Source organism: Marinobacter sp., from assembly GCF_040882185.1.
Classification (GTDB): domain Bacteria; phylum Pseudomonadota; class Gammaproteobacteria; order Pseudomonadales; family Oleiphilaceae; genus Marinobacter.
In genome coordinates this window covers 416,573-442,723 of sequence record NZ_JBBEBW010000002.1, presented here as the reverse complement: position 1 = coordinate 442,723, position 26,151 = coordinate 416,573, and the positions used below count along the sequence as shown (strand labels likewise).

Genomic DNA, 26,151 nt, shown 5'->3' with positions numbered 1-26,151 from the left:
GGTGCAGCGGCAGTATGCCGTCGCGTTCAGATTCATATGGGGGTCACTATGCCAAAGCTGTGCCAGGAGGGTTTTTTCTTTATATATCAGTTATTAATAAAAATCAAAAACCGTCAGGCGACGATTTTCTGTCAGCTCAGACGTCTTCTGGGTCATCTTCCCGCAAGCCGTACTTACGGACTTTTTCCACCAACGTGGTGCGACGAATACGAAGCTTCTCCGCTGCGCGCGCAACGACTCCGCTCGCTTCATCAAGAGCCTGTTGAATAAGTTGCTTCTCGAGATTGCCCAGGTAGTCTTTCAGATCGATACCGTTAACCGGTAGCAACGCTGGCGCATCCAGACCAATCAAGCCCGGTGCCCCCGAGGGCATGCCGACATCTTCTACCGGGCGATTCTCATCGATATCGTCCACATAGCGAAACTTTTTGGGTAACTCCTGAACGCCAACCACCCCGTAAGGATGCATGATCGCTAACCGCTCGACGAGGTTAGCCAATTCCCGCACATTCCCCGGCCAGTCATGGCGACAGAGATTCATGATGCAGGCAGAATTCAGACGGATGGAGCCGCGCTTTTCTTTTTCCATTCGGGAAATCAATTCATTGATCAGCAGCGGAATATCTTCTACCCGTTCCCGCAGCGCTGGCATCTCGATCGGAAAAACATTGAGCCTGTAGTACAAATCTTCCCGGAATTCGCCACTGCTGATCATATCTTCAAGATGCTTGTGGGTGGCGGCTATCACACGGACATCCGCGGTCTGGGTCCGGTTACTACCCACTCGTTCGTAGGTTTTCTCTTGTAACACCCGAAGGATTTTGACCTGCATGTTGAGCGGCATATCGCCAATCTCATCCAGAAACAGGGTGCCGCCCTCCGCCAGCTCGAAACGCCCCACCCGGGCGGTGATCGCTCCGGTGAAAGCCCCTTTCTCATGACCGAAAAGTTCACTTTCAAGCAGTTCCGCCGGAATCGCGCCGCAATTGACCGGTACAAACGGGCGGGCACGTCGTGCGGAGTGATAGTGAAGGTTGCGGGCGACGACCTCTTTACCCGTGCCGGATTCTCCGGTAATCATGACGCTGACGTCCTTGTCCGCCACCTGCTCCATCAATTGGCGCACATGCTGAACGCTTCGACTGGTGCCCACGAGGCTCCGGAATAATTGCACGCCCCGCTGCTGGCCACGATCCCGGGAGCGCGCGTATTGATCCCGGAACACCTGGGCACGATAGAGCGAGTCGATAAATTTGGTGTAGTTGAACGGCCAGTCGAGGCGGGCAATAACCCGTTCAACATCCTCCTCAGAGAGCCCCTTCAGATTGGGGTCGCCGATCAGAAGAATCGGCAAACCTTTTTCCACTGCGCACACGGAGGCAATACGCTCCAGAACGTCTGGATCCTGACCGTCGAGAATAGCCACCTGCAACAAGGCCAACTGCTCCTTGTCCGCGTCCCGGATTACCGCTTCAGCGGCACTACCGGAAAACACGCCCTCCTCCCCAATAAACTCCAGAATAGTTTCAATATCCCGGGCACGTTCTGCATTTCGGCTCAGGACCAGCACTGGGTTGTTGTTCTGCATTCTTCTGGATCTCTTTAGTCTGGATGGCGCAGGGTTTGTGCGGTATTTAAGACGCTATAGCGATGAGAGTCAATTTAATGACACATATTTGCGACAAATTGTAAAAGATGGATAAAAGCGCGGAAAACTGTCTAATGACTTTTGCTTTTTGTTATTTGTTACGACGAACCGATACATCCTGATAGGTACGTGCGGCTTTGCGGCTGCTGGCGACCCCTTTCAAAGACTGCAGAATATTTGCCTTCGCTTTCGTTGCCCCCGCTTCGCCTTCGTCACATAAAAGGCGTAGGTCTTCGAGGCGCTCCTGAACCAGTGTCGGACTGAGACGGCCAGCATCCAATTCGTCCATCACAGATTCGAGTTTCGGACGAACGCTGTTGTTGAGGCTCGCCAACGAGTCCCAGTCTTCAATGGTCACCGCGTGGCGCAGCTCGTCAATGAGTGTATCCAGTTGCTCCAGTGCCTGGGTCATAGATCTCTGCCTGTCGTTGAAAGTCAGTGATGTGATAAAAGAAACTGAATGGATCTACTGAGGGATCTACTGGGAAGTATAGCGGCTTTAGTCACTAACCTGAATTCTCCTAAGGCACTGCACCTCTCCCAGTGTTGTGGCGGGGAAAACACGGACCGTTTGAGTGGAGATTCCAAGGGAATTTGTCTGGGAAATCTGATAAACTGGCAACAGTTTTCAAAACGGGATCCGCCATGAGTTCCGATTGGCACACGCTAACGTCACAAAAATTGTTTTTGGCGGAAACGCTTATCAAGATTTCACAGCAAGCACCCGATCGGGGTACTGGTGAGGCGACGCTGCAAGGAGCTATTGAACTCACGCTCAGGGCGAGGAAAAGTCTGCTATCGGCAATCGCCCAGCACTACCAACACAAGTCCGCCCGACCAGAATCTCTGGAAGAGTTACAAGGGCTGATTGGCAAAGAGGCTCCCGAGACGGTTCAACTTGAAGCCATTGCCCATCAGACAGGGAGCTGGTGGAATCATCTGGACCAATTGGAAACCAGCCAGGGCAAGCCGCCGAGCAAAAAGAAAACGATTACAGAGGACAACATTATTGCCGTTGCCATTGATACTGGTCCAGACCGGAGTGCAACGTCTCTGGCGAACTCATTGGCTGCCATGAAACGGTACCTGACGACCCTGACAGAAAGGCATGACGAGTGGTAATAGCATCATCCGCAGGGCGTACCTCATAGCCATTCATACAAGAGCCACAAGGCTCGATTGACCAAAGGTTTGATAAATGTCGGCTTCTTTTTTTGAGATTATTCAGCTAACCGACGGTGACTACGCCTTGCGACGTATAGACGATGACGCAGCACCGCTGGTACGCATTTCGTTTTCCGCTGAAGCCAGGGAAATGATGGAAGATAAAGAAATGGCAGTCGCAAAAGCCATGATTGCCGCGGGTATCGACGCAGTGGGTACGGTTGGCCATGATCTTGATTGGGATGAAGACGATGCCGATCACAACCCGAGCCAACGCTCCTACACACTGCACTGAGCGAGGTACTGGGGAAGCTTAACGCTGCCTCAGTACAACCCCGTGGCTCCGTCCCTTGGCAGAAGCCGCCTGAAGAGACTCCAGAGACCCGCGCCCAAGCTTGCTGGTCCACATGACCACCGCGTGACAGGTGCCTGCACCGAGTGCCCGCTCGGCCAGTTCAAGGGCCGGATAATCATCGGATGATCGTAGCACCAGAATTTCACCAGTGATGATACCGTGCATGGTTTGCCATTTGCTCACCAGGGTTTGGGGTGGATCAATCCATGCCAGCCAACGGCGCTCCTGATTGAGTTGAGTCAGCATCGGTAACAACAACTGAAAATTCTCCACCTGGCCTGCTGGTAGGATAATCTCTGTCACGTTGCCCTTGCCCTGCTCCGTTTCGGTTTTATGCTGCGGAGCTACCGGCGTGTGTTGTCTCCACTTTGCAGCCCCGACTGTGACGGAGCCAATAACTCTTGGCTCCGAAGGCTGGCCAGCTCTGCTGGCAACGCCCTGAACATAGGGCAGGTTCTGATTAAAGCTAAGTTGTTCCATGTTAACCCTCACTCGCCTTTCGGCAGCACAAAATCAAATGCTTATTGTTACCTGAAAAACCACCTGCAGTGGTAAGCGCTTACGTCACATCAATGCATATCAGACCGCCGGATGACACCGACACCCAGACCTTCAATAAATAATTCCTGTTCGCGAAGATCAACGACAATTGGCTCAAATTCTTCGTTCTCTGCGATCAGCAACACTTTGGTGCCCTCCCGACGATAACGCTTAACCGTCACCTCTTCCCCGACACGCGCCACCACGATCTGGCCGTTGTGGACATCCTGAGTGCTATGGACCGCTAACAGATCGCCATCAAGTATGCCGATATCCTTCATACTCATGCCCCGAACCCGCAGTAAGTAATCAGCGGAAGGGGAGAAAAAGTTCGGTTGCAGCGTGCAGTGGTCTTCAATGTGTTCCTGCGCAAGAATCGGGCTACCCGCCGCGACCTGGCCAATCACAGGCAGCCCCAGATCAGCCTCCGACTCTGGCAGCCTGATACCACGGCTGGCACCGGGAACCATCTCGATAGCGCCCTTTCGGGCGAGGGCGCGCAAATGCTCTTCAGCGGCATTGGCAGAACGAAAACCCAATTCGGTAGCTATTTCGGCACGGGTGGGCGGATATCCGGTTTCCTCCAGATACCGTTTAATAATGTCCAGAACCTGAGACTGCCGAGCGGTGAGCTTCATCATATTTAACCCTGTTTTTATATACAGTAAATACAATATATACAGTGTTTCATCCAGTGTAAAGCCACCCCTTCAATCAAATCAGGCTTGGGCCTCGTGTTTCTACCAAGAGCGCAGACGCATAAGACTATGGTAGTGTGCATTTTTACTTTTCAAGGAGAGCGTAATGACGTCTAAAGGTACCTGTCATATGCCCGATATCCTGCGAACATCTGATAACAAGGAACGCAGGGTCGGAGTTGAAGTTGAAATTTCCGGTCTCAGCTATGAGAAGCTGGTCGCACTCACTGCCAGATTATTGAAGGGTGAAGCCAAGGAAACGTCACGCTACGTCAGCTCGGTACAGACTCCTCTCGGCGATTTCACCATTGAACTTGATTCGGACCCGATCAAGGAACTGGACCTGAAAGACAACCGTTTGCCGGAGTCGATCAGGGAGCTCGGCGGTCATGCCATGGACATCATAGACGCCGCCGCTGAGAAAATCGTACCGCTTGAAATTGTGAGCCCACCGATTCCTTTCACCAAATTGGGGGCCATTGAGACGCTTTGTGACGAACTCCGTGAGGCGGGCGCACTGGGTAGTCGGGAGGCCATCGTTTATGCCTTTGGTCTGCAATTGAATCCGGAACTACCTGACCTCAAGCCCACCACTCTGGTGAATTATTTCAGAGCTTTTGCTGCACTTTATGACTGGCTCAAGTCACGGCACCAGCTCGATATCAGCCGTAAATTTACTAATTATATAGAGCCCTGGGACAGTGAATATATTGATCTGCTGCTGAGCGATAACTATGAACCAGACCAGCAGCAGTTGATGAACGATTATCTTCGCACCAACCCGACCCGTAACCGTGCACTGGACTTGCTGCCACTCTTTTCACATCTGGATGATGAGCTGCTCAGAGAGCATGTTGAAGACAGCCGCATCAAGTCACGACCCACCCTGCACTACCGTTTGCCGGATTGTGATATCGACAACCCCGAATGGCACTTCTCAAGCGTGTGGAATGATTGGATCGTACTTGAGCAGTTAGTGGCCAACGCGGCGGATCTGAAAGAGCTGACCGGTCTTTATCGTGACAGCCGCAAACTGAGTTTTCGCAATCTGACCAGTAGCTGGACGGAAAACTGTCACCGCTGGCTGGAATCCAAGGGCTATGTCTGAGCGCACCTTACCGCAGCTGACCATCGGCATCAGCGGGCCGTCGCGGGTTCGACTCAGTCATCGCTTGATCAGTTTCGCGCTTCGGCTTTACGGGGCAAGAACAGTCTACATCAAGCCTGGATCTACCATTGATGCCAGCTTGCTGGACGGTCTCGTGCTGTCTGGTGGCACCCATGTACACCCTGAGCGATACGGCCAGGAACCTGAGATAAAAGCCCGTTACGACAGCCAACGTGATACGACTGATATGGCGCTGCTAAAAAGTGCTGAACAGCTCGGGCTGCCGGTGCTGGGCATTTGTCGGGGCGCCCAGCTGATTAATATTTATCGTAAAGGCTCGCTTTGCCAGAACGTCACCCCGCTGCGGGTCAACACGCGACATCGCGCCTTGTTGCTACCATTGCAAACGGTGCGCGTAGTACAGAACAGTCGTATCGCGGAGATTATAAGGGGCCCCAGTATTGGCGCTAACCGCATTCACAGTCAGACCATCAAACAACTGGGGCGCCAATTGCGGGTGGTGGCGGTGGATAATGATTTATTTGTACAGGCTATCGAGAATACGAAAGGGCAATGGTTGATGGGCGTGCAATGGCATCCGGAATACTTGCTGTATCACCCGCTGCACCGGCGCCTCTTCAAATGTTTCTTGGACGCCGCTCTTGCTGTCAAAAATGCTAAGGAGCCTCTGATTAACTCCTAAATCGGCAGGTGGCGCCGAAGTACCGCTTTAATCTGCTGGATTTCGTCGGCGTCGTGAGGCAGAGACTGGAGATGCTGATCAACCCAGGCTTTAAGTTGGCTTCGGGTTGTCACATAGGATGGATCAGACCCGGTCAGGCGGAGGAGAATATCCCGTTCCCTGGCTGTCAATCTAACTTGTTGATCGTGTAATAGCATGGAGACTCAAATATGCCCTGTAACCTTACTGGCCGTTTCGCAGCCCTTATTGGCGCCGTTGCTCTTGCACTGCCAGCTATCCTGCTGGCCGGAGAAGTCAGCCTTACCGGCGAAGGCTCGGTAAAGTATACGCCAGACAGCGCCCGACTGCAGTTTACCGCTGCGTCCGAGCATAAAAGCGCGGACAAGGCTACAGGCGCCGTCAACGAAAAGATAACCGCCTGGAACGAAGCGGTGAGCGAGTATAAAGCCCGGATGGAAGACTACAGCGACGCCAGCCTGACGCTCTATACCCGGAACCTTCCGGTCGGTGAACGCAATGAAAAGCCCGAACAGCGAGCCGTGGCGTCTCAGTCTGTCAGCTTCGTGATAAAGGATATGACCCTGTTGAACCCGCTGATATCGGCCGCTCAGAAGCTCGGCATGGAATACAACCTCGGAGCGCATCAGTTTTTCCATTCCGATGAGAACGGCCTGCATCAACAGGCACTCGGCCGCGCCATCGCCGATGCCCGGGGGCGATGCGCATTTGTTGCCGGGGAACTTGAAAAAACCTGCGGCGAAATCAAAACCATCAACGTCAATGGCGGTGGCCGTCCGGTACCGATGATGATGGCTGAAACCAGAAGCGACAAGGGTGCCGTCTCCGAAGTCGGCCCGAGAGAAATCCAGATCAGTGTTAGCGCTACGTTCGAGCTCGACTGACTGTTTGCTCAGAAATCCCGAGTATAGAAAAGATCCAGAGAGGCTGCGAGCCCGCTCGCTGCCTCCACATAGAAATACCGGCCCAGGTCATAGCGCAGAGCCACTTTGGTCACCGGCTCAAACACGCCGACGCCATAGCGGATACTCAAGTCTTGCGTCAGATACCCACTCGCTACGACCGCTGACGAGTCGCCCGACCCCTCTGTTTCCAGCACGAAGTTCTGAATACCCACTTCTTCACCCAGGCTTCTGGTGAATCCGCTGGTTTGGGCAAGCCCCATCGACAAAGCCGCCTGACTCACCTGGCCTTGCTCGCCGCTGTTTCTCAGGGGCCGGCCGAAGACGAGGTAAGCCAACGCTTCACCCTGCGGCATGGGCGGCTCAGAGAACACTTCGCTCTGAGGCTCAGAAACCGGGCCGCTGAGCCGGAGGCCAGCGGTCACATTATCCACGATGCGCACTGCCTCAATATCGAGATAAGGCTCCGACACCGGGCCGGCAAATACCAGGCGCGCCCGGCGCAAATCCAGTTTCTGACCGTAGGCTTCGTAATGGCCGTCATTCAACTGTAAAGCGCCACGGGTATCCAGGTTATTGCCGATAGTCAGTGAACCAGCCAGATTACCCGTGACTCCGAAGCCTTCGAAACTGACCTGGTCTTCCCCCACATTGACCGTAACGTCCATGTTCAGGGAAAGCGGAGCCGGTTGTTCGGCCTCTTTGCCCACAATGACCTCGTCCTCGGAGACCGAGACCGCCTGCTCAGGCAATTCCCGGATCTCGATAGTTCCTCGCGGAATATCCACCTGTCCGATCACGCTGAGAGCACCCTCTCCATAGGCCAGCGTAATATCGGGATTCATTTCCAACCGTGCATAAGGCTCATAGTTGAAAGGTAGGCGATCACCCGTTATACGCAAATCAACCGTGGGTGAAGCCGACCAGCCAACGCTCCCGTCAAGCGTACCTTCACTACGCTCGTTGCTACGCCAGCGGCCTTCGATAGCGGCTTCGCGACCCGCTAACTGCATGCTCAAGACGATATCCTCCAGGGGAAGAGGTAACGTGGGGTCAAGTATGCGTCCACGGCTAAGAATCAGTTCACCGAACACTTCAGGGTTCAGTAACGGCCCTGCAATTCGACCCTTGCCATTCAGCTCACCGGCTATCTCCTCAATTTCCGTGAAGGCGCCAGCCAATGAGACGTCCAGGTTGCTGAGATTATATTGGCCCTCTACCGGCAGCGACTCCTGGGACGGATCCAGAACCATCTCCAGAGTTAATCCGCCCAGGCCAGGGCCAGCCAGCGCAAGTGCCAGCTCCGCACTTTCGGGTTTGAGAACCAGGGAGGTGGTTAGCTCATCGTATGGCAGGGACTGCCATTCGTCTCTCGCCAGCACTTCGACAGTGCCCGGCCCGGCATCCAGATGTATGCGACCATCCGGACCCGCCTCGTCCATCACCAGGACGACGTCTCCGTTGATTTCAGCGTCCCAGCGCAAGCCTTCCGGCATCAACTGGGCAAGGGCGGCGGTGGGGAACCGACTGATCTTGTAATTCAGTTCCGGCATGGGCATCAGAACCTGCTCACTGGCACACAGGGAACTCGTTTGCCATTCGAAGCAGTGTTGACCCATGCGGAGCTCACCGCTCGACTGATACACAAGGGTGGCGGGATCAGCAAGCGTCCAGGTCTGATTCTGTTGTATCAGCTCGATACGTGCGGAGGCCAGCATGCCATCCCAGCCATCCTGCCAGCCGCCGGCAAAACCCAGGCTGGCAGCCAGTTCGTCGGTGGTTGCTCCAAAGCGCACGTCGTGATTTTCGACGGTACCCGTTACGTCAACCTCCAGTTCTAAAACCGTCTGGCCACTGGCTTCGAGACCCCGGACTTCGACCTCTCCATTGACCTTCAGGCCTTCCTGCAACTGACCGTTCAGAGCCAGGGAATCAATCGTCACCAACTCCTCCCACGCCAGTTTGGTCCCCTCTAACTGAACCGTGCCAACTGGGCTATCCGGCTGTCCCGAGGCCTCAATGTTGCCCTTCAGAGCGCCGGACAAGCCTGGCATGAAGGCGCCCAAGCGTGGCAAGTCGAGGGTGACACTCGCCGCCAACGACTCTGCCCATCGGCCGGAGCCCTTGACCGTATTTTCCCCTACCGAGACCTCCAGATCCCGGACATTCCATTGTTGGTTGGCGGATTCCAGATCGCCCCGAATGCGAGTGTCATTGGATTGCCAACTGCCCGAAATATCGACGTTCGCAGTAGCCTCCGGAAAACCCTCTTCATTCAGTCGGCCAGCCGTCGAAACCGGGCCACTCAGGCTGGCCTCCAGTTCCGGCACCCAGTAACCCGGGTTCAACTGATCGAGTTCAAGCTGGGCATCCCAGGCGATCTGTTCAGCAAACGCGACCTTTGCGTCACCTTTCAGGCCACCGGCGCCGGTGTCTACAATCAGGTTATTTATCCGAACACGCTTCAGATCTCCTTTGACGTCAGCCTGCAACGACGTATCTCCAAGAGGACCACCAACCCCGGCAGAGAGAGTGGCCTCGTAGTCGCCATCGATGTAGGTAGCCTGGGCGTCAAGCGTGTTCAGACTAACCGGCAGGGGCTCCAGATCGGGGAGCAGGTCATACCACGGGAAATATTGAAGACCGAGCTCTGCGGTCGCCTCTAATGGACCTGACCAATCCACCGTCCCCGTTACGGCTAACTCGCTGGCTGCGCCTTCCCGATGGTAAGGTGCAGCCAAGGTCAGTGTCAGGCCCGTCGCCCGTTCAGTTGTCACCCGACCTTTCAGAGCCAGGTCAATTTCCCCACGGGCGCCAGGTAGCAATGCAGAGGTATCAATATCGAAACCATTGGCCAGACTACCTTCAAGAGCCAGCCGCCAGTTTTTTAAAGTCAGGGTGGGAGGTATGCTGTCGAGCGCAAGGAATTCCTCGGCTCTCAGGTTCAGACGTGCTGGCAGGTCGGGATTCAGGGGGGCCAACCCGCCGTCAAACCGCGCGTCAAGATAACCTCTGCTCTGGCCTCGCACGAGGAGGTCCCGGACACTGCCGCTGAGCACCATGCCTACGTCCCAATTCTCGCCCTCCGGAGGCGGCAGCATAGTCTGTACATTCAGCGCTACCGGCCAGTCACCCCGGGTATCAATGCGCCCGGAGACTGTGACATTCAGCGTGTCCCGCCGCACATACAACTCTTCTATCTCAAGATCTGCGCCCGCTGCTTTGGCGCTCAGGGTCAAGGTATCCCAGATCAGCCCGTTATTGAGATTAAAAGACCCGAGATCAACCTTTCCGATCTCCAGATTAATCGGCAGAATTACCGCAGGAAGGTTAATACCGGCACTTTCTCCACTGTCCTCCCCGGGTTGAGTTTTGACGTCGATATCGCTCACCCGAAGGGTGTCGAGACAAAGCGTTTTGCGCCATAAACACCCGGGAGACCAGTCGATATAGGGGGCGACTAACACCAGCCGGACGCCGTAGCCCTGCCATCGCAATGAATCTGCCTGCCAGACACCAAACAGCGAACCTTGTCCGGCGTCAACCTCCAACCCTGGCACCTGCTCAATGACCCAGGCGGTACCTGTTTCAGACCGTAGTGCCAGCAATATCCCGGCGACCAGCAGCACAGGCACCAGAATAACAATCGCCAGGGCAATTAATAGCCTCCGCACAATGACACGTTTCCGGCTCATAGTTCCGGCCCCATCGAGAAGTGCAAACGCCACCCACCGCCAAGTTCATCGTCCAGCCCCTTGGCAACATCAAACCGGATCGGCCCGACCGGGCTGATCCAGCGAACCCCTACACCCACACCGGTGGCCAGAGGGTCCGATACATCATTCACAGAGTTGCCCTCATCCACAAAGGCCGCCAACCGCCAACTGTCAGTCAAAGGAAACTGGTACTCAACACCCGCCGCAATCAGATAGCGACCACCCACCGTGGCGCCGTTCTCGTCTTCCGGGGACAGCGTCTCATAACCATAGCCCCGCACACTCTGATCGCCACCGGCGAAAAACCGAAGCGAGGGCGGCACATCTGAAAACTGGTTTGTAGCAATGCCTCCCACCTGCAGACGACCTAAAAACCGGTGCCCATTCCCGACCGTAATCAGACCCCTCGCCAATCCGGTAACCTGCAGGATATCGGCGTCTGAAAGTACGCTTCTGTGCGCCCCGACAACATCGACCTGAAGACGGTATCCACGAGAGGGGTCGAGGGGCGAATCCGCGCTGAGCTTGGAAAAACCGACCCCTGGCAACAGGAGATTACTGGTTTCTCTGTCATCCTCGCCAATTTTATACCGTTCTCCTTCCCAACGTACCGAAAGTATCCGCTGCCAACCGTCATCGAGGGCGTGTTGCCATTGCTGACCAAAGGTCAGACGCTCGGATTCCACATCTTCGATATCTTCCCGCTGATAGCCCGCCGTCAGCCGAATCGAATCAGTCATCGGAGGATCGAGCGGTAGCTCGTACCAGGTACTCAGGCTTTGCCGTAGCGCAGACAATTCGGTCTCCGCCCCTCGGCGATGCCCCATCGGGTTGGTCCAGTGTTCAGTCCACGTGCCCCGTAATCGCGGCCCGACATCCGTTGAGAAACCGATACCCGCCGCCACAGAGCGAGGATCACGGCGAGTCAGACGGACCACCACCGGAATTTCCCGCTCGGCAGCGGAGTCGGGTCGGGCATCAACCAGAACCTGCGAGAAATAACCGCTATTTGACAGATCACCGTTCAGCCTCGCCAGTTTATCCGCGTGATAGAGCGAGCCAGGCTCGAAAATCACGAAACGCTGAAGCAACTGGTCTTCAAAACCGTGCCCTTCTTCAAACCGGACTCCACCGAGACGATAACGAGGACCGCTTTCGTATATCAGTCCGACAGCAACGGTGCCCTCTTCAGGATTTACCTGCAGCTTCTGTTCGGTGAAGTTGCCCTCGAAATAGCCAAGCCGTAGGGCCCTATTCTGGATGCTGGATTTAAGGCTTTCGTAGTGGGAGTGGTTAAGTATCTCGCCCTTTTTCAGACGAGTGGTCTGCAATTCTCCAAACTCTTTATCAGATGCTGCAGGCCCGAGGATGCGAATATCACTGGTACTAATCCGTACCGGCTCCCCCGGCACGACGGTTAGTTCCAGCCGTGGCAGTTCGTCGTCGATCAGTTGCCAGTCAATCTGGGGACGATAATAACCCAGAGCCTTCAGTGACTGGCGGACCTGTTCAGTCACCGTTGGGGCGTAACGGCGGAGGCTGCTGGCACTGCGACCCTCAACCTCACCAATGAACGCCTCGGCGTTTTGTTGTAGCGCAGGAAAGTCACCCTCAACGCGCACCTCGACCTGCCCTGCCGCCATGACGGGAAGACTGAGCCAAAAAACACCGGGTAACCAAAAATAGCGACGAAAAAAATACCCACAAATAATCATCAAGCACGCGGACCGTTAGGGACTCCGTGATAGAGAGCGTTTGAGTTTACCGGTAACCGGCCAGGTTAATCCATGGCAAGTTTGGTGCGCTGTTGACCAGACCGACCGAGCCATTTGCACTTTACGCCAATAGTGTAAAAACAGACTGGCAACTTGATCATCACAACGTCTCAACAAGAGCGGTAGCGGCAGACTCAATTCCTGATCATAGCCCGAAGGTTGCCCGGCAAGTCGTTTGCGGAGCAGAAATGAGCTAGGCTAGAGGTCTGAAATGGCAGCTGATTCATCAATCCAAGAGAACGACAATAAGGCCCTGGATGTTCACTCTCAATCGCGCAAACCTTAAATCGAGTCATCAGGTGGTGTGGCTCATTATTGATTTTCTGATGCTTGGGCTTTTGATCTTCAATCTTGCACTGATCATTTTTGATTCTATCTACAGTTTTGAGGCCATCCAGAATTTTCTCGGAGCCCATGTGGGGCCCTTCAAAGAGGCCTACGATCCGATCCACAAGAACTTCATCTTCTACGATCTTATCTTTGTGGGCATTTTCCTCACCGAATTCGTTGTGCGCTGGACCAGCGCTATCATCACAAAGGTTTACGCACGTTGGTATTTCTATCCGTTCATTCACTGGTACGACCTGGTGGGCTGCATCCCAACCGGCGGCTTCCGTTTCCTGCGGGTGTTACGGGTTATTTCAATTATCTACCGGCTGCACAAGTACAATATTATCGATGTCACTAAAACCCGGGTGTTCCGATTCATCAACTTCTACTACGAAGCTTTTTTGGAAGAGCTTTCGGATCGCATCGTGATCAAGGTGTTGTCCGGCGCCCAGAATGAAATCAACCAGGGCTCACCGCTGTTCGACCGTATACAGAACAAAATCCTCTACCCGCGTCGGGAAATGATCTCTGACTGGATATCTGCCCGTGTAGCGCAAGCCGCGGAAGAAGGGTACGTGCCCAACCGCGGTGCTCTGCGCAGTTATCTCGAGAACCGCGTGGATAATTCTCTGAAGCAGAATACCGAGCTCTCCCGGCTTCGCTTCCTGCCGGTGGTTGGGCCAACCATTCAGGAGACGCTCGAAGAAGCCGTAGGGGACATTGTGGCAGACGTTATCCACCAGATTCTGGATGACCTTGCCTCCACCCGGAACCATGCTTTTATAGAAGACATCGTGAACGTTTTCCTGCCGAATCCTGAACATCAGGACGCAGATGAAGTGACAAACGAAGAATTGATCAAACTGCTGGACGAAATTATTGAGGCGATAAAAAAACAGGTTCGCGTAAAACATTGGCGAAAAGCGCTTTGACCACACGCGAATTCACGCAAGCACGCTCCTTACCAGCCATTCATGTAGCCCTGGCCCTGGCTTTCAAGGCTTCCATATCTCGGGCCTCCACTCCCAGATCCCGCCAGTTATCTGGATGGCAAGTGAACAGTAGTATCTGGTGTCGCTGGGAGGCATCAAAGAGAATTCGTTTCATGCCAACCAGGCGAGCGGCGTCGCTGTGAACGAGGGTGTCATCGAGCATAATGAGGGTTGGCCTGCCCGCGTCTTTTAACAGGTCTGCATAGGCCAGGCGGCTTATAAGACCCATTTGCTCCCGGGCGCCGAAGCTGAGTTCAGTGACCTGGCCGAGCTCTTTGCCTCTTGAGAAGGTGTCAGGAATGAGCTTTTCGTTAACCTCCAGCCTGGCCTGTGGGAACAGAACGCTCAGGTAGTAGTCCAGGTGTTTCTGTAGCGGTGCCTGCAGACGTTTGGTCAATGCCTGTCGCTTGGTTTGCAACAGATTGAGCAGCAGGTCCAGTGCCTGGGCGCGGCGGTACAATTCGTTATAGCGTCGAGTCGCATGTTCAAGCTCTGCAGCCTGTTCGTTACGCTGCTCCTCCAGGCCTTCAGCACCCCAGGCTTCCAGGCGACCCCGCAATTCCCGGATTTCCAGGGCGCGGCCGTTGTGTTCACTTTCCAGTTGTTCAATGGTGGCCTGGAACCGGATCATATCCTGCTTTAACAGCTCCGGCCGGGCTTCGTCGATGGAAGTCTTGCGCTGCACTAATGTGCTTTCCAGAACCTGCTGGCGGTGCTGTTCCTCGGTTATGCTCCGATCCAACTCGCCTTGTTGCCGCTGTCGCTCAGGGCCTGTGAGCTCTGCTTTGAGCTGCTCCCATTCCTGTTTTGCGCTGTCGCGGGCATGGTTGGCTTTAAGAATTCCGGTTTGATGTTCACGGAAAGTCTGTTCAGCATCATTCAACCGTTGGTCGGCACCGGCAAGATCTGCCTCGGCAACCGGCAGACTTTCAGGGGCTTCATTTACCCCTGGCTCAACCATGGTCTGCAAGTCCTTTCGTCGGTTGGTCAGCTCTGAACTGACTTCGGTCTGTCGGCTGCTGAGGCGGTTAATGCCGTTGGGTGCGACGGACTTGACCAATTCCTCTAACCGTTCAACCTGGGCGCTGGCTTCCTGATATCGATTCAGCCGTGACTCCCCTACTGCCAGGGAGTCGACACCCAGGCTGACGAGTTGATCCTGCAGATCTTTTCTGTGGCGCTCTATCTGGCGTCGAACACGACCCAGGTCTTCACCGCCGGGGGTGATGCCCAGGGCTCCAACACCGGGAATCTCCAGAAAGCTGTCATTCAGAAGCTGTTCGGTCCCTTCTCCGTCAACGGTTTTCCCATTCAGTTGCAAGCTCTTACCTGACTCCAAACGCCAGCTTAGCCGGGTCGCAATGCCCTCGGAACGGATTAATTCTTCTTCCAAGGCGCGCTGGATTTTCTGCAGCTGTTGAACGGCTGTTTTGTCGATCCAGTTCTGCTGTTTGGCTTGCCTGGCTTCATCGAGTTGTGCTTGATACGCGGTAGCTTTGACGACATTGGTTTCCAGTGCTTTGAGATCATTCTCAAGCTGGGTCAGATCCCGCACCAGGCGCTTGCGCAGGTCCTGTTGGCGGGCTTTATCGACATCCTGTCTGGCGACCTCGTATTGCTTGCGCGTGTCCTCGACTACAGCTTTCAACGCTGGAGTAAGAGACTGCGCCTGCTCCAGAATGCGCTCGGCATTCTGATAGTCGGTTTGCCGGTGGTCGAGTTTCAGCCGCTGGTCCTGAAACTGCTGTCTGTTGCGCATCAGCAGGTCGAGCTTTTGTTCGATACTGCTGAGGGTTTCGCGGTCCCGCTGTTGCTGTAGCTGCAACGTCTCAATTTCCTGATAGCGAGCTTGAGCAAGTTTCAGGTTATTCCGGGCCTCGTCCCAGGGACGCTCTTGCTCGGCCAGCCTGTGCGCCTCCCGCAGCGTTCCCAATCGGTCCACCAGAGACTGGTAGCGCTCAATCCGCTCGTTGAGTTCGAGCAGTTGGGCCTCCAGGTTTTGCCGATTCCGGTCCAGCTGTGCGTAATCGCCCCGCGGTTTACCCGTGGCGGTAAGCAACTCGGCGCGTTGCTGTTCGATGGCTTGGATCACCTCATCACCGCCACTGCTGGCGACTTCGCCGACCAGATTGTTCAGGGCAGATTGCAAATGGTCACTGGCATTGCCAACAGCGAGTTCAATATCCTGCCCGGTACCTTGCTCCACCCACAGCAGGCCAGGTATACCCCAATGTTCGGCTTTGCTGGCGCCTTTTCTGGCGAACTGATAACCCAGCAGGTCTGCCAGTTTTTCTTCCGCATCTTCACCGCTGAAGCTGTCTGATCCAATCTGAAGATCACAGCGCTTACGCTGGAGAAACTGCTTCGTCAGTCGCCATTGCTGCTGACCGTGCTCAAACGTAAGTTCCACTGTGGGAGCTGCGCCAGAATCTCCCCAAGGGCGCAGATCTTCAACCGCATTGGAGCGATAACGTTCAAAGAATACAGCGCGAATTGCCCGTACCAGGGTGCTCTTACCGGATTCGTTGGGGCCATGAATAAGATTAATCCCCGGCTTCAGGTTATCCAGGGCAAGACTGTTCCTGAACTGACGGAGCTGCTCGATGCGGACGCATTGGAGTTTCATTGGCCGGCCTGCCCGTTTGCGGTTCCACGGTCTGCAGGGCCAGGCGGTTTATCGGTGGCCCCATACGCGCTCCTGTTTTTTAGCAGTCGGGCCAGAATGCCCAGAGCGTCACGCGCTTCGGTTTGACTCTCATCCCTTTGCAAGGCTCTCAGATCATTAATAGCTTCACCCAGGTACCCGTCGGCATGGAGGGCGGCAATGTCTTCGTCAGTGGGTTCCAGTTGCAAACCAGCGCGATCACACGACACGCTTCGGTACCGGGCCCCAGCGATAGACAGGGCCTCCGTCAGGCGCTGGTCATTCGCCAGGGTTATCGTACCCTCAAGGCGACAATCGATCACCGAGTCTTCTGGCAGCTGCTCCAGACGTTTCAGCAACTCATCGAGGTCTGATGCCACCGAAAGCTGCTCGCGCCATTGGTGCCAGCGGTACTTTGCCGTGTCGTGACGAGTCACACCGGGTTGCGCGCCCGACTCGGAAATCTCCACCACCAGCGCATACCCTGCTTCGTTATTACGGAATCTCTCGGGCTCGGGTGTGCCGCTATACCAGGTGCGCTCGTTCACTTCTTTCACTCCGTGCCAGTCGCCCAGAGCCAGGTAATCCAGGTTCGCCCGCTCGGCTCGGTCTGGCGCAATGGGGTTGGTGGCATCGATTTCATCCGGCAAGATGCCCAGCACGCTGCCATGGGCCAGCCCCACGCGAATAAGGCCGGCAGGCGTTAACATGGCATCGAAAGCTTCGGTCAGGTCACTGTAGGTATGCCGCTGGGTTAAAGGTGCTGCCAGAACGGCGATGCCCTGCTCTGCCAACGAAAGAATGCCGCTCTCAAGGGCCAGCAAAACATTAGTGGGTACAGCTTTAAGTCGCTGCGCCCGGGTCCACACACTTTCCACCAGCGCCGCATCATGGTTGCCGGGTAACAGAACCCAGGGGCCCGTAAAACCAACCATGGCATTAAACACCCGCCGTATGGTCCGGTCTGACACCATCTGGGCGTCGAACACGTCACCCGCTACCAATACCGCGTCACAGCCCTGCTCGGTCGCAAGTTCCGCCAGTCGTTCGATGCTCGCGTACCGGGCTTCGGCCAAGGCTGCGCCGTCATCGGTGTCGAACCGGCTGAACACGCGCCCCATCTGCCAGTCTGCGGTATGTAGAAACTTCGGCACGTGGCTTCCTTTTTTAGTATGTGAATGAGCCGTCTGGCCGAAAGTATCCAGAACGATCTGATCCGTTGCAAGCCAGCGGTATGAAGCCCGCTGACTCCCGCTGGCAACCGTGCCGTTTTTGGACGGCTCGATGTCGTATTGGATTTATCAGCCGTGCCCGATCAGCGCCACATTAGAGCAAAGCCGTGCCCGGCAAGCCGGAGCAAGCGGGCGTTCATTGTGTAGATAGGGGCGCAAGATGGCACAACTACCGAAACGTGCGAAAGTCGTAATCATTGGCCAGGGCGGTATTGTTGGGTCCTCGGTAGCCCACCACCTGATCGAGCAGGGCTGGGATGACATCGTAGGGCTGGAAAAGTCCGCGATTCCCACCGACATCGGCTCCACCTCCCACGCCTCGGACTTCTGCTTTACCACCTCCCATGACAAGTTGAACATCTACACGACCAAGTACAGCCAGGCGTTCTATGAGAAGCGCGGCAACTATGTGAAATGCGGTGGCATGGAGGTGGCCCGAATTGATGACGACGAGCGTATGGACGAACTCCGCCGCAAGGTGGGTTCCGGAAAAGCGTTTGGCACCAATGTCAGCATGATTTCGCCCAAGCAGGCGAAGGAACTGTTTCCACTACTGGATGAAACCCGGATCCAGGGTGCCATGTGGGACCCGGACGCCGGTTTAGTGGTGCCCCGCTCCCAGAAAGTGGCCGGCGACCTGGTGGAAGAAGCAGTAGCCACCGGCAAGCTGCAGGCCTTTGCCTACACGCCGGCCATTCGTATCGACGTCCAGGATGGCAAGGTGCGCGGCGTGGAAACCTCCAAGGGCTACATTGAAACCGAGTACGTGGTGCTCTCCATGGGCATCTGGGGCCCGTTGATGGCCAACACCGCCAACTCCCCTCTGCCGCTGATGCCACTGGAGCACCCCCTGCTATTTTTCGGCCCCTACGACGAACTGGCCGGCACCGGCAAGCAGATCGTCTATCCGCTGTTCCGCGACCAGGGCAACTCCGCCTACGTACGGGACACCGGCGACCCCACCACCCCCGAAGGTGGCCGTGTTGAATGGGGCTACTACGAGGCCGAAAATCCACGGCTGGTGTTCCCCGGCGCCATTGCCGAGCCCGGCGAAGCGCGGATGTCGCCGTCCATGCGGGAGCTTTCTCTGGATCAGGTCATGGACGCCTACGAAAAGGCCATTGAAATGACCCCGATCCTGGGCGAGCTGGGCTGGGAGGAAAAGCATTCCTTCAACGGCCTGCTGTCGGTAACACCCGATGGTGGCTCACTGATGGGGGAATCCCCGGAAGTGCGCAACCTGTGGTTCTGCGAAGCGGTTTGGGTCAAGGATGGGCCCGGCGCGGGCAAGATACTGGCGGACTGGATGACCCATGGCTCGCCGGAGATGGACCCTCACAGCATTGATATCGCCCGCCACTACCCACTGCAGAAAACGCCAGACTATGTCTATAACCGCTGCTATGAAACCGCCAAGAAAATCTACACCCCGGCGGTTCATCCACGGGAGCCCTACATGACGGGTCGCAGAATGCGAACCAGCCCGTTCTACCTGCGGGAAGTCGAGCTAGGAGGCTACTTCATGGAGGCCGCAGGCTGGGAACGCGCCCACGGCTATGCCGCCAACGAGGCCACCCTGTTGGCGAAATACCGCGACCGTATCCCGGTACGGGAACATGAGTGGGACGCCCGGCATTTCTGGGAAGTCTCCAACGCCGAGCAGCTGGAGATGAGTGAATCCGTGGGTATGATCAACCTCTCCCACTTCGCCATCTTCGATATCTCCGGCACCGACGCGGAAGCGCTGCTGGAATACCTTTCGGTGGCCAAAGTTGGCGGCACCACTCCCCACGGCAAAGGCGTCTACACCCACTTCCTCGATGCCCGCGGCGGTATCCGCTCGGATCTGACGATCATCCGGCTGGGCGACAAAGACTATCGCGTGATCTGCGGCGGCGACACCGGCCACCGGGACCATTGCTGGATCAGACGCATCGCCCAGGCCAAGGGCCTGGACAATATCCGCTTACAGGACCGCACCGACGAGTTGGCCACCCTGGGGCTTTGGGGGCCGAAGGCGCGAGAAACCCTGGCGCAATTCATCCCCGACCCGGAGCAACTTTCGGCGGAGAACTTCTCCTTTGCCACTGCCCGGGAGATCAACATTCAGGGCATCTCGGTCTGGGCGTTCCGGATATCTTACGTGGGCGAACAAGGCTGGGAGCTTTACTTCCCGTTCAGTTATGGCCTACGGCTCTGGGACCTGTTCTACGAGGCGGGCGTTACCCCGGTGGGTATTGAGACCTACGCCAACACCCGGCGCCTGGAGAAGAGCCTGCGCCTGCAGAATGTTGACCTGGAAACTGAATACAACCTTTACGAAGCCGGATTGCAGCGGCCCAAGGTCAAAGAAGCAGATTTCCACGGCAAGGCTGCATACCTGGAACAACGGGAGCGCACTCGCCAGGCTGCATACCTGTGTACCATGACCATGACCGACCACCGCGACGCCAACGGCGTGCTGCGTTATCCGGTAGGTCAGTGGCCCATTCTGGACCCGCAAACCGGCGACGTTCTGGTAGACAGCCACGGACGCCGATCCTACAACTCCAGCGTGGCCTGGGGGCCTTCAGTGGGCAAGGTCATCCTGCTGGGATACATCCCGGTGGAGTATGCTCAGGAAGGCCGGGAACTGACGCTGGAATACTTCCAGGAGCATTACGCCATTCGCATTGAGGCGGTGGGCTACCGGGCATTGTTTGACCCGGACAATGACCGCGTCAAGTCCTGACAAGGCGCATATGGGTCATATCGGAACTGATCACTTATTGAACAAACAAAGAACAAGAACTAATGTTTAGAAGGAGGCGGCTCAGAGGGGTGATATCGTGACCAATGGCACAGACACGCATGCAAACAGGCCGACCCATCAGCCCTACCGGGTAGGATTTCTGCTGATCGACAACTTTACCCTGATCGCGCTGGCGACAGCCGTTGAGCCCCTGCGGATGGCCAACCAACTGGCTGGCTCCGAACTCTACTCCTGGAAACTGCTTACCGCTGAGGGCGAACCCGCCCGGGCCAGCGACGGCATTACCCTGCTGCCGGATGCCTCTCTCCACGACGTAAACACTTTTGATCTGGTCATTGTCGTCGCGGGCGTAGATGTCGTTCATAGTTTCTCCCGCAAGGAAGTCAACTGGCTGAAACAAATGGATCGCAGGCATGTGGTGCTGGGGGCAGTCTGCACCGGGCCGTACGTCCTGGCCAGTGCGGGGCTGCTGGATGGCCATTCCTGCAGTGCCCACTGGGAATGTCTCGAAGCGATGCAAGAAGGTTTCCCCAGAGTCCAGTCCAACAATCGGCTGTTTACTGTAGGACGGGAGCGGATGACCTGCACCGGCGGCACCGTACCCATGCACATGATGCTCAGTTTCCTCGCTCGCCGACATGGCCAGGAGCTGAGCAATGGGATTTCCCACATGTTTGTCTGTGACCGGGTGAGAGAAGAGCGCGAACAACAGCCCATGCCCATGCGTCCACAATTGGTATGCGCCCAGCCCAAACTCGCCGAGACTGCCCAGTTGATGGAAGCCAATATTGAGGAGCCCATTGAGCTGCAAGAGCTGGCAGCGCTGACCGGTATTTCACGTCGGCAGCTTGAACGTTTGTTCCTGAAACACCTGGGCTGTACACCCTCTCGATATTATCTCAGGGTGCGCCTGAACCGCGCCCGCCGGCTGCTCAAACAAACCTCCTGCTCGATCGTGGAAATTGCTTCCATGTGCGGCTTTGTCTCGGCTACTCATTTCAGCCGCTGTTACCGCAAAACCATGGGACGAGCACCCAAATACGAACGCATAACAGCCGGCACACCGGACGCTCCGGCCGACACTCCGGCGGCCGCCATGCAGAGTCTGAATTCCTCGTCGTTGCAGGCGCTCAGACGGGCGCGTGGCGAACCGACTTATGGTACTTTTGAAAGCATTGCCGTCGGTGAAAGCACTGCCGTAGGCGAAGAAACCGCATCAGGTTAATCCAACCACCAGGCCATTTTCATCCAGCGCAATATCCAGTGCAGCGGGATGCCGCGGAAGGCCCGGCATGGTCATGATGTCACCGCACACCGCAACCACAAACCCGGCGCCAGCTGCCAGTCTCACTTCCCTCACCGGTAGCATATGACCGGAGGGAGCGCCCCGAAGCGACGCATCCGCAGAGAAACTGTACTGAGTCTTGGCAATACAGACCGGTAGATGACCGAACCCCAGGCTCTCGTAGTCCTGGATCTGTCGTTTGGCCAATGGCGTGAACTCCACACTGCCGGCATGGTATATCCGGGTGGCGACAGTATGGATCTTGTCGGCCAGCGGCATGCTGTCCTCATACAGCAATTTTATCACCGGCGTGCCCTTATCGAGCTGGTCGAGAACCGCTTGCGCTAGCTCGGTGGCGCCCTCGCCCCCCCTTGCCCAGTGGTCTGCCGATACAGCCCTGACCCCCAGCTCCTCACTGATGGACTGCACGAGCGCGAGCTCCTCTTCGGTATCGTCCGGAAACCGGTTGATGCAGACTACCGGGGTCAGGCCAAATTGCTGCAGGTTGCGTATATGCCGCTCCAGGTTGGCGGCGCCTTGACGCAGCGCTGCCAATTCAGGCACGGCAAGCTGGCTGCGGGGCACGCCGCCCTGCATTTTGAGCGCGCGGATAGTACAGACAACCACAGCCGCGTCAGGCCTCAAACCGGTGTGACGGCATTTGATATCAATGAACTTTTCCGCCCCTAGATCGGCCCCGAATCCGGCTTCGGTAACCACCACATCGTTTAGTGCCAGGGCGGCACGGGTAGCCGTCACGGAACTGCAACCATGGGCGATATTGGCAAAGGGGCCACCGTGGATAAAAACCGGATTGTGTTCAAGGCTCTGCACCAGGTTCGGCTGCAACGCCTCTTTCAGCAACACCGTCAACGAGCCTTCCATTCCAAGGTCACGAACAGTAACCGGCGTCATATCGGTGCGTCGCCCAACGATAATGTTACCCAGCCGTTGTTTCAGCTCCGCACGCCCGTCTGCCAGACACAAAATGGCCATAATTTCGGAGGAGACGGTAATGTCGAAGCCCGTTTCCCGGGGAACTCCGTGGGCAGCGCCGCCAAGACCACACACCAGGTTGCGCAGGGAGCGATCGGTCAAATCCATGACCCGTCGCCAACTTATGCAGCGCGGGTCGAGGCCAGTTTCATTACCCCAATGGATATGATTGTCGATCAGAGACGCCAGCAGGTTGTGGGCCGTGGTGATGGCATGGAAGTCCCCATTGAAATGCAGGTTGATGTCTTCCATTGGAATCACCTGGGCTCGACCACCCCCAGCGGCGCCGCCCTTCATACCGAAACAGGGCCCCAGGGACGGTTCCCGCAAACATACGGACGAGCGCACACCAAGACGGTTCAGGCCATCGTTAAGCCCGACGCTGGTGGTGGTCTTGCCCTCACCCGCCGGGGTTGGAGTGATGGCGGTGACGAGAACCAGCTTGCCGCGAGGCGCGGTCTCGGACGTGTCCACATACGCCATATCCAGCTTGGCCTTATAATGGCCAAAGGGTACCAAACTCTCGGGCGGCAGGCCGAACCGCTGCTGGGCGAGCAACAGGATGGACAGGGGCTGAACAGACCGGGCAATCTCGATGTCTGGCGATCCCGGCGGCAGAAACCCGACCGGAACATGCGTTGCGTATTTTAGCTCACTGTACCGAAGATTCATGGGACTGCCCCCTCTGATCCGCCAGGGATCCGCTGTACTGCTGAAGCCATTGCGCAGACTGGCGCAGGCCGCCAAATGGAAATAGGTGAATACCCCGGAGTAAGGTATCCGGATGGTCCAGACAATACCGGACGAGGGCCCGGACCATGTCGTCAGGGGTCCAGGCACGCAGCAGTTTTGCACTACCGGGGCGACGCAGCATCAGGCGGGCCGAAGTACCCACCCCGCACTGTACTGCGTATGCTATTAGGGCTTTCACCCGGGTCGGACCTGCTACCCCAATGTATACCGGTACCTCTTCCAGAATGTCGCCCAGGCTTTGCAACCATTCCGTCACCACATGGGCCTCAAAGGTGAACTGGGTAACCACCCATAGCCGTGTGGCGATGATGCGGGCGTATTCCCGCTTGATACCCAGAGCCTCAGTCAGGGTTGCCCGGTCCGCCATGGGGTGGCCGTCCGGGTGGGCAGCAACACCAATACCATGAAACCGGAACTGAGCCAGAAGACCGGACTCAAGCACCGCGAGCGTATCGGGAAAGGGACCAGCGATGGAATCACTGTCACCGGCGATCAGCAATAGTCGGTCCACACCGCTCTCCTGTAACCCGACCAGCCAGTCCCGGAGTTGCGCCCGGCTCTGCGCCATGCGGGCTGGCACATGGGGTACCGGCTGCATACCGGCATCCAGAAGATGCCGACAGGCTGCCAACGTCTCCACGAACTGCCCTTTCGGCAGAAACGGCACATACACAGAGGTACCCAACGGCAACAGGTCCAGCATGTGGTCCGGTGCCAGTATCTGGCGGGGGGTCGCTTCAACTGAAGCGGAACGCACCAACGCCTGCAAGCGGGCGTCCGCCTCATCGTCATGTGGAGCGAACATTTTCGTTTCGTTCACCAGATTCATAAACCAATGCCCCTCGCTAGTCAGCGAAATCGATACCCTTTGCCCGGGCCCGCTCGCGGGCATTAGGATTCACCGACACCCGGAAGGGCACTTCTGCCACTTCAGCGGCCACCGCCGTTGCGCCATCGGCAGCGACATACTCTGCCGGTAGGTGCACGGTAAGGCGGGTGCCAAGACTGCGCAGCTCAAAAGGCACATAAGCGAGTGCGATGTTGGTTTCCAGTTCCGGAGAGTACCAGGGCGAGGTGACATAACCCTGAGGGTCCCCGCCGTCAGGTCCGCTAATCAGCCAGAAGTCATTAGCGTAATCGATCACTTTGCCCCCGCCGAAGCGGATACCTACCATGATGTGACTAAAGGGTGGATGACCTGCGTCAAGCTGCTCACGCACTTTCTCCAGGGACTGCTTGCCGACGTAATCCGCCTCTTTATTGCGCGGTACCTGATAGGCCAGATTGCACTGGAACGGAAGCGTTTCCTGATCCATGTCCTGGCCCCAGGAGAGAATGCCAGCAGCAATCCGACGATGGTGCGCTGGGGCTATCACCCGCAGGTTGTGGCGCTCGCCTGCCGCAAGCACCGTGTACCAGAGATCCTCGGCGTACTTTGTCGCTTCCCTCAGGTAAATTTCATAGCCTTTTTCACCGGTAAACCCGGTCTGGGAAACGATAACATCGTGCCCGGCAACCTGACCGGTCATCAGTCCATAGAAGGGGATGTCCTTCACTCGCTCGCCGAACAAGTCAATCATCAGGGCTTCAGACTTGGGCCCCTGAATCTGTACCGGGGCCACATCGATCTCGGCGATACTGACGTTGAAGCCCATACCGATATTCACGCCCCGGAGCCAGAGCTCCAGATCACTGTCGGAAAGTGAGAACCAGAACTCATCCTCAGCAATCCGCAAGAGCACTGGATCGTTGAGAATGCCGCCATCCTCGTTGCACAGGATCACGTATTTGCCCCGCATGGGTTTTATTTTGGTGGCATCCCGGGTAATCACGTAGTTCACGAAGCGTTCGGCATCCGGCCCCTTGATCTGAATCTGGCGCTCAACCGCCACGTTCCACATGGTGACGTCGTTTATCAGAGACTCATACTCCACCATGGCGCCGCCGTCCTCCGGGCGGACATAACCTCTGGGGTGATACATACGGTTGTAAACGGTGGCCCGCCAGCAGCCCGCCTCATAGGCAAGGTGCCAGTAAGGCGACTTGCGGACCCGTGTGGAAATCAGCATTTCCACCGGGGTCGGACCAGACTGGCGCAGGTTAATGGGAACGCGGCGATCAGACTGGTCGACGCTGTCTGGGTGGCGAGCTGCACTCGCCCGTTGTTGCGGATAATTCAGAAGTGCCTGTTCGAATTTAACGTCCATTGCTATCTCCCCCTACCGGGTTTGTCGATAGCATTAATGTGGCTGGGTTTGCGATGGCCGGGGTGAACCATTACGACACAGAGAAGACCAAAAACGCCACTGTCGCTTATCGTGACCCCAACGCAAAAAAGGCAGACCAGTAAACTGATCTGCCTTTCTCAAATATGGTAGCGGGGGCAGGATTCGAACCTACGACCTTCGGGTTATGAGCCCGACGAGCTACCAGACTGCTCCACCCCGCAACAAACTTTTTACTATTACTAAACTGGATGTTTACCGAGGCTTCTCAAATTGCCCCTGATCAACGTGCGCGTATACTAAGGATTGCCCGCG

General features: G+C 56.4%; 20 protein-coding genes and 1 tRNA gene. 8 read left to right on the top strand and 13 right to left on the bottom strand.

Annotation, left to right across the window (positions count from 1 at the left end; genetic code table 11):
• Positions 1-136: 136 nt before the first annotated feature.
• Together WEB64_RS03140 and WEB64_RS03135 are read right to left on the bottom strand one after the other, a co-directional pair.
• The gene (locus WEB64_RS03140) at positions 137-1,588 is read right to left on the bottom strand and encodes a sigma-54 dependent transcriptional regulator (RefSeq protein WP_368061831.1); all 1,452 of its coding nucleotides are present in this window, start codon (positions 1,586-1,588) and stop codon (positions 137-139) included.
• Between the two features lie 151 nt (positions 1,589-1,739).
• Entirely contained in the window at positions 1,740-2,060 is a 321-nt protein-coding gene (locus WEB64_RS03135) for an SOS cell division inhibitor (RefSeq protein ID WP_368061832.1), read from the bottom strand.
• A 233-nt stretch (positions 2,061-2,293) separates the two neighbouring features.
• On the opposite strand from WEB64_RS03135, the gene WEB64_RS03130 reads away from it, so the two are divergent.
• Both WEB64_RS03130 and WEB64_RS03125 read left to right on the top strand, forming a co-directional pair.
• Positions 2,294-2,770, top strand: coding sequence for a DUF6586 family protein (locus tag WEB64_RS03130; protein ID WP_368061833.1), 477 nt, complete (start codon positions 2,294-2,296; stop codon positions 2,768-2,770).
• Between the two features lie 76 nt (positions 2,771-2,846).
• A complete protein-coding gene (locus WEB64_RS03125) occupies positions 2,847-3,107 on the top strand; it encodes a hypothetical protein (RefSeq protein ID WP_368061834.1) in 261 nt (86 codons plus the stop codon).
• A gap of 18 nt (positions 3,108-3,125) precedes the next feature.
• On the opposite strand, the gene WEB64_RS03120 is transcribed toward WEB64_RS03125, so the two are convergent.
• On the bottom strand, positions 3,126-3,647 hold the full coding sequence (locus tag WEB64_RS03120; protein ID WP_368061835.1) for a cell division inhibitor SulA: 522 nt from the start codon (positions 3,645-3,647) through the stop codon (positions 3,126-3,128).
• An 89-nt stretch (positions 3,648-3,736) separates the two neighbouring features.
• Positions 3,737-4,348: a transcriptional repressor LexA gene (gene lexA, locus WEB64_RS03115; protein ID WP_368061836.1), complete on the bottom strand. Its 612-nt coding sequence runs from the start codon at positions 4,346-4,348 to the stop codon at positions 3,737-3,739.
• Positions 4,349-4,511: 163 nt separating this feature from the next.
• Here lexA and WEB64_RS03110 point away from each other — a divergent pair, with 163 nt between their 5' ends.
• Both WEB64_RS03110 and WEB64_RS03105 read left to right on the top strand, forming a co-directional pair.
• Entirely contained in the window at positions 4,512-5,513 is a 1,002-nt protein-coding gene (locus WEB64_RS03110; RefSeq protein WP_368061837.1) for an amidoligase family protein, read from the top strand.
• Positions 5,506-6,216, top strand: coding sequence for a gamma-glutamyl-gamma-aminobutyrate hydrolase family protein (locus WEB64_RS03105; protein ID WP_368061838.1), 711 nt, complete (start codon positions 5,506-5,508; stop codon positions 6,214-6,216). Before WEB64_RS03110 ends, WEB64_RS03105 begins: the two co-directional genes overlap by 8 nt.
• Here the strand turns inward: WEB64_RS03105 and WEB64_RS03100 are convergent.
• Complete coding sequence (locus WEB64_RS03100) at positions 6,213-6,413, bottom strand: hypothetical protein (RefSeq protein WP_368065516.1); 201 nt, start codon at positions 6,411-6,413, stop codon at positions 6,213-6,215. The two genes, WEB64_RS03105 and WEB64_RS03100, sit on opposite strands and share 4 nt — an antisense overlap.
• Before the next feature lie 12 nt (positions 6,414-6,425).
• On the opposite strand from WEB64_RS03100, the gene WEB64_RS03095 reads away from it, so the two are divergent.
• Positions 6,426-7,118 carry an SIMPL domain-containing protein gene (locus WEB64_RS03095; RefSeq protein WP_368061839.1) on the top strand — a complete coding sequence of 231 codons (693 nt, stop codon included), beginning with the start codon at positions 6,426-6,428 and terminating at the stop codon, positions 7,116-7,118.
• An 8-nt stretch (positions 7,119-7,126) separates the two neighbouring features.
• Here WEB64_RS03095 and WEB64_RS03090 read toward each other — a convergent pair whose 3' ends face one another.
• Positions 7,127-10,831, bottom strand: coding sequence for a translocation/assembly module TamB domain-containing protein (locus WEB64_RS03090; protein WP_368061841.1), 3,705 nt, complete (start codon positions 10,829-10,831; stop codon positions 7,127-7,129).
• Positions 10,828-12,495, bottom strand: a complete 1,668-nt coding sequence (locus tag WEB64_RS03085; protein ID WP_368061842.1) for an autotransporter assembly complex family protein — start codon at positions 12,493-12,495, stop codon at positions 10,828-10,830. Before WEB64_RS03085 ends, WEB64_RS03090 begins: the two co-directional genes overlap by 4 nt.
• 389 nt (positions 12,496-12,884) lie before the next feature.
• On the opposite strand from WEB64_RS03085, the gene WEB64_RS03080 reads away from it, so the two are divergent.
• A complete protein-coding gene (locus WEB64_RS03080) occupies positions 12,885-13,889 on the top strand; it encodes a hypothetical protein (RefSeq protein WP_368061843.1) in 1,005 nt (334 codons plus the stop codon).
• Positions 13,890-13,929: 40 nt separating this feature from the next.
• On the opposite strand, the gene WEB64_RS03075 is transcribed toward WEB64_RS03080, so the two are convergent.
• Together WEB64_RS03075 and WEB64_RS03070 are read right to left on the bottom strand one after the other, a co-directional pair.
• Positions 13,930-16,575 (bottom strand): AAA family ATPase, encoded by a 2,646-nt coding sequence (locus tag WEB64_RS03075; RefSeq protein ID WP_368061844.1) that lies wholly within the window; start codon positions 16,573-16,575, stop codon positions 13,930-13,932.
• On the bottom strand, positions 16,572-17,747 hold the full coding sequence (locus WEB64_RS03070) for an exonuclease SbcCD subunit D (protein ID WP_368061845.1): 1,176 nt from the start codon (positions 17,745-17,747) through the stop codon (positions 16,572-16,574). The genes WEB64_RS03075 and WEB64_RS03070 overlap by 4 nt, the downstream gene beginning before the upstream one ends.
• Positions 17,748-17,985: 238 nt before the next feature.
• Between WEB64_RS03070 and WEB64_RS03065 the strand changes: the two genes are divergently transcribed.
• The gene (locus WEB64_RS03065) at positions 17,986-20,556 is read left to right on the top strand and encodes an FAD-dependent oxidoreductase (RefSeq protein ID WP_368061846.1); all 2,571 of its coding nucleotides are present in this window, start codon (positions 17,986-17,988) and stop codon (positions 20,554-20,556) included.
• A 97-nt stretch (positions 20,557-20,653) separates the two neighbouring features.
• Positions 20,654-21,802: a GlxA family transcriptional regulator gene (locus WEB64_RS03060; RefSeq protein ID WP_368061847.1), complete on the top strand. Its 1,149-nt coding sequence runs from the start codon at positions 20,654-20,656 to the stop codon at positions 21,800-21,802.
• Here WEB64_RS03060 and WEB64_RS03055 read toward each other — a convergent pair.
• From WEB64_RS03055 to WEB64_RS03040, 4 genes are all read right to left on the bottom strand, one after another.
• Positions 21,794-23,530: a formate--tetrahydrofolate ligase gene (locus WEB64_RS03055; protein ID WP_368061848.1), complete on the bottom strand. Its 1,737-nt coding sequence runs from the start codon at positions 23,528-23,530 to the stop codon at positions 21,794-21,796. The genes WEB64_RS03060 and WEB64_RS03055 overlap by 9 nt on opposite strands.
• Positions 23,511-24,416, bottom strand: a complete 906-nt coding sequence (locus WEB64_RS03050) for a methylenetetrahydrofolate reductase (RefSeq protein ID WP_368061849.1) — start codon at positions 24,414-24,416, stop codon at positions 23,511-23,513. The genes WEB64_RS03055 and WEB64_RS03050 overlap by 20 nt, the downstream gene beginning before the upstream one ends.
• A 40-nt stretch (positions 24,417-24,456) precedes the next feature.
• Complete coding sequence (locus tag WEB64_RS03045) at positions 24,457-25,818, bottom strand: glycine cleavage T C-terminal barrel domain-containing protein (RefSeq protein ID WP_368061850.1); 1,362 nt, start codon at positions 25,816-25,818, stop codon at positions 24,457-24,459.
• Between the two features lie 165 nt (positions 25,819-25,983).
• A tRNA-Met gene (locus WEB64_RS03040) sits at positions 25,984-26,060 on the bottom strand.
• Positions 26,061-26,151: the final 91 nt, after the last annotated feature.

What these genes read in the sequence shown, in the direction of transcription:
- WEB64_RS03135 (WP_368061832.1), bottom strand. Translation starts at nt 2,060, where the DNA reads ATGACCCAGGCACTGGAGCAACTGGATACACTCATTGACGAGCTGCGC.
- WEB64_RS03045 (WP_368061850.1), bottom strand. Translation starts at nt 25,818, where the DNA reads ATGGACGTTAAATTCGAACAGGCACTTCTGAATTATCCGCAACAACGG.
- WEB64_RS03140 (WP_368061831.1), bottom strand. Translation starts at nt 1,588, where the DNA reads ATGCAGAACAACAACCCAGTGCTGGTCCTGAGCCGAAATGCAGAACGT.
- WEB64_RS03095 (WP_368061839.1), top strand. Translation starts at nt 6,426, where the DNA reads ATGCCCTGTAACCTTACTGGCCGTTTCGCAGCCCTTATTGGCGCCGTT.
- WEB64_RS03130 (WP_368061833.1), top strand. Translation starts at nt 2,294, where the DNA reads ATGAGTTCCGATTGGCACACGCTAACGTCACAAAAATTGTTTTTGGCG.
- WEB64_RS03080 (WP_368061843.1), top strand. Translation starts at nt 12,885, where the DNA reads ATGTTCACTCTCAATCGCGCAAACCTTAAATCGAGTCATCAGGTGGTG.
- WEB64_RS03100 (WP_368065516.1), bottom strand. Translation starts at nt 6,413, where the DNA reads ATGCTATTACACGATCAACAAGTTAGATTGACAGCCAGGGAACGGGAT.
- WEB64_RS03050 (WP_368061849.1), bottom strand. Translation starts at nt 24,416, where the DNA reads ATGTTCGCTCCACATGACGATGAGGCGGACGCCCGCTTGCAGGCGTTG.
- WEB64_RS03120 (WP_368061835.1), bottom strand. Translation starts at nt 3,647, where the DNA reads ATGGAACAACTTAGCTTTAATCAGAACCTGCCCTATGTTCAGGGCGTT.
- WEB64_RS03090 (WP_368061841.1), bottom strand. Translation starts at nt 10,831, where the DNA reads ATGAGCCGGAAACGTGTCATTGTGCGGAGGCTATTAATTGCCCTGGCG.
- WEB64_RS03075 (WP_368061844.1), bottom strand. Translation starts at nt 16,575, where the DNA reads ATGAAACTCCAATGCGTCCGCATCGAGCAGCTCCGTCAGTTCAGGAAC.
- WEB64_RS03125 (WP_368061834.1), top strand. Translation starts at nt 2,847, where the DNA reads ATGTCGGCTTCTTTTTTTGAGATTATTCAGCTAACCGACGGTGACTAC.
- WEB64_RS03105 (WP_368061838.1), top strand. Translation starts at nt 5,506, where the DNA reads ATGTCTGAGCGCACCTTACCGCAGCTGACCATCGGCATCAGCGGGCCG.
- WEB64_RS03065 (WP_368061846.1), top strand. Translation starts at nt 17,986, where the DNA reads ATGGCACAACTACCGAAACGTGCGAAAGTCGTAATCATTGGCCAGGGC.
- WEB64_RS03085 (WP_368061842.1), bottom strand. Translation starts at nt 12,495, where the DNA reads ATGGCGGCAGGGCAGGTCGAGGTGCGCGTTGAGGGTGACTTTCCTGCG.
- WEB64_RS03110 (WP_368061837.1), top strand. Translation starts at nt 4,512, where the DNA reads ATGACGTCTAAAGGTACCTGTCATATGCCCGATATCCTGCGAACATCT.
- WEB64_RS03055 (WP_368061848.1), bottom strand. Translation starts at nt 23,530, where the DNA reads ATGAATCTTCGGTACAGTGAGCTAAAATACGCAACGCATGTTCCGGTC.
- lexA (WP_368061836.1), bottom strand. Translation starts at nt 4,348, where the DNA reads ATGATGAAGCTCACCGCTCGGCAGTCTCAGGTTCTGGACATTATTAAA.